We start from the raw sequence: 3,009 nt of genomic DNA on the forward strand, positions 1-3,009 counted from the left end.
CCCAGAGGGAGAGGGGATTTATAGAGCTCCCCCTGTAATCGTCTTAATTTTATGTGTTCAATAAAAATAATCAGAGCAATAAAAATCCACATGTTTAAATACTTTATTAATAACATTGGAAGTTACAAGCTATTTTGTTTCAGTGCATTAGTCTGCCAATATCGCGAAATGTCATTATTTGAAAATCTGGCGATGGAAAATTCATTAATATCAATAGAATTTAGAATAACCCCGTCTCCGGTAATTAAGTCGGCAATTATCTCTCCGAAAATAGGCGCGTATTTCAAAGCCTGACCGGCGCCCAAGCAGTGGTACAAATTAGTAAACTGGGTATCCGCACCGAGGATAAATTTCAAATCGGGCGTAATATCGAAAAACGAATGATAGCCGCCGGCATAGACCGGTTTTCCGATTTTCGGGAAACGATTAATCACCTTACCAAGATAATTATCCAGCTGTTGATGGGTAACATTGAAACTTAGCGCGTCATAAATTACGTTGGCGCCCTCCGGATTCATCGCCGTTCGGCTAAATGAGCGGGCAATATCCTTAACGTTACGGCTGCGTGGTTGATGCATATGCAAAATACTACCGCGCCAACGCCGAAAATAGGCTTGATTGACGTAATCGGCAATGATGGGCATGCCCTCGGGAATGTCATGGACGCTCACGAGAAAGTTGGCTGCATACACGGGCTCCAGAGCCACCGGGATATTCAATCCGATACCGGCAAATAATTCCGAGCTCCACGCACCGGCAGCATTGATCACATGCTCGGCAAAAATTTTGCCCTGGCTAGTAAATAGGGCGCTGATACCTTGCCCGGTAAGTTCAAAGTCGATGACGTCGCAATGCTCCAGGACATTGATGCGGTTCTTTTTAGCGGCCGTTTGTATGGCGTTTAAGATCTGCGGAGAATCCAGCTGCAACACGTCCGGCTCGTAGTAATACATTTCGTCCGGCACGGTTTTTAGGGCCTGGCGGCTTAGATCCATCACGTCGCGATGCGCAAGCATCGCAAAGTCTATTCCTTCCTGTTGCAGCATCTGCTCGAGCGTGGCCCAACTTTCAGAATCGCTTCCGGTAGTATTGTCGGCAATCCAGATAGCGCCGGATTGCTCGTAGGGGATGTTGACGCCCCAGAGTGGCTTCAGATTCTTCCAATATTGGGTAGCGATTTTGGCCATCCTGGCCGCCATCGGCGAAGCATTGGCGGAACGGACGATGGCACTATGCCGGGAACTAAGACCGGCACCCAGGACTTTTTTTTCGATAATAGCCACTTTGCCGCGTTTATTCCCCAGCCGGCGTTGCACCGAAAAAGCGCATGCCGCGCCGAGACAGCCTCCGCCAATCACCACGGTATGATAGTGCTTGTTCATCAAATCTCCGTGCAGCCCGGCGCTGCAAATCTGTTTTCCAGCGGCTATCAAATCTTGATAGCCGAGATTCCCCCATCGACATGCATGATTTGCCCGGTAATCCAAGCGGCATGTTCAGACAATAAAAACCAGGCCATCTGCGCAATATCTTCCGCTTCCCCCAAGCGCTTCAGCGGATGCCTCGCTGCGGCGGCCTGTTTTTTGCTCTCTTCGCGCAGTAAACTTTCCGCTAACGGCGTGTCGGTCAATGACGGCGCAATAGCGTTTACCCGGATTTTAGGCGCCCATTCCGCCGCCAAGGCGCGGGTCAAGCCCTCTATCGCTCCCTTGGATGCGGATACCGTGGCATGGTAAGGAAAGCCGGTTTGCACCGCCACGGTGCTGAACAACACTACCGAAGCACCGTCTGCCGCTTGCAGATTGCGTTGGTAATGCTGTAAACAGCGCACGGCACCGATTAAATTCAGTTCCAAATCCGCGATAAATTCCTCGGGCTTGATCCTGGCAAAGGGCTTTAAGTTGATACTGCCGGGGCAATACACCAAACCATGCAAGGGTTCATCGATGGCCGGCAATGCGTCGCTTAAAACATCGCAGCTAAAGTGCTTCAACGCGTTGGGCACCGCAGCAGAACGGCTTAAGGAGTAGACTTGATATTGCGGCGGCTGAGCCAAACCGGCAAGCTCAGCGCCTATCCCGCTACTGGCTCCTACAATCAAAACATTACGCATGTTGTGCCTCTGTCAGCCCATGAATCCAAGCAAAATCGGTATTTTGCGGTGGGGGTGCTAATGATTTCTTCTTGTATGCGCCGTAACAGACTGAGTTTTGCACCACTAGCCCCCCGTGCCCTCAAGGCTACCTCGCAGATACGGTTAGTCAATGCGCTGCACGCGGCTAAGCTGAGCGGGATAAACTATTCATTTTTTATGTTGCGAGATTTGCGAATGAATTTAAGCCGATCAGGCATCTACTGCGGCATCGCGGCTCCGGTAATCTGGCTGTCGCTGATTGGTCTAGCTGGCGCCATGCGCCCGGAGTTCAGCCACAGCTATCAGTACATCAGCGAGCTGGGCGAACGCGGCAGTGTTACGGAAATACCGATGCGTTACATTGGCTTCGGATTCGCCGGCTTTTTGTATGTGTGTTTTGCCCTTGCCCTCCCTGCAACCCTCCGCGAAGGTTGGCGTGTGGCGCTGCTTGCCACGCTAATCGGCCTGGACGGAATAGGGCGTATTGGGGCCGGCGTGTTCGCCTGCGACCCAGGCTGTGATGGCTTGTCGTCCAGTCAGGAATTACATCGGCTGTTTGCGATGACCGGGTTTTCCGCGGCTATTCTGGCGGCACTTGCTTGCGGCATAATATTCCGGCGCCACCCGTGGCTGAGCATTCTTAGCATTTACTCGATAGGCAGCGGCCTGCTGGCGACGACTTTACTCCTGCTGATGACTTGGGAAGCCAATCCCATCCAAACGCCCGGCCTGTTCGAACACTTGGCAACCGGCGTGCTCTCCATCTGGACACTGGTGTTTGCCGTGTGTTTATTGCGCGGTTCTGCTTTGTCAGATGAATAGCGCACTCCCTTCAAACTGCGCTGTGTAGTTATCACCCGGCCCTTAAATGTCCT

The 3,009-nt window shown here is 51.8% G+C and carries 3 protein-coding genes; 1 reads left to right on the plus strand and 2 read right to left on the minus strand.

The features are described 5' to 3' along the window. Positions 1-122: 122 nt before the first annotated feature. Both A1332_RS01080 and A1332_RS01085 read right to left on the minus strand, forming a co-directional pair. Entirely contained in the window at positions 123-1,382 is a 1,260-nt protein-coding gene (locus tag A1332_RS01080; protein ID WP_064006743.1) for an NAD(P)/FAD-dependent oxidoreductase, read from the minus strand. A gap of 47 nt (positions 1,383-1,429) precedes the next feature. Further along, a complete protein-coding gene (locus tag A1332_RS01085) occupies positions 1,430-2,113 on the minus strand; it encodes an SDR family NAD(P)-dependent oxidoreductase (RefSeq protein ID WP_064006744.1) in 684 nt (227 codons plus the stop codon). Between the two features lie 216 nt (positions 2,114-2,329). Here A1332_RS01085 and A1332_RS01090 point away from each other — a divergent pair, with 216 nt between their 5' ends. Further along, a complete protein-coding gene (locus A1332_RS01090; protein WP_064006745.1) occupies positions 2,330-2,956 on the plus strand; it encodes a DUF998 domain-containing protein in 627 nt (208 codons plus the stop codon). Positions 2,957-3,009: the final 53 nt, after the last annotated feature.

The organism is Methylomonas methanica (assembly GCF_001644035.1).
Taxonomy (GTDB): domain Bacteria; phylum Pseudomonadota; class Gammaproteobacteria; order Methylococcales; family Methylomonadaceae; genus Methylomonas; species Methylomonas methanica_A.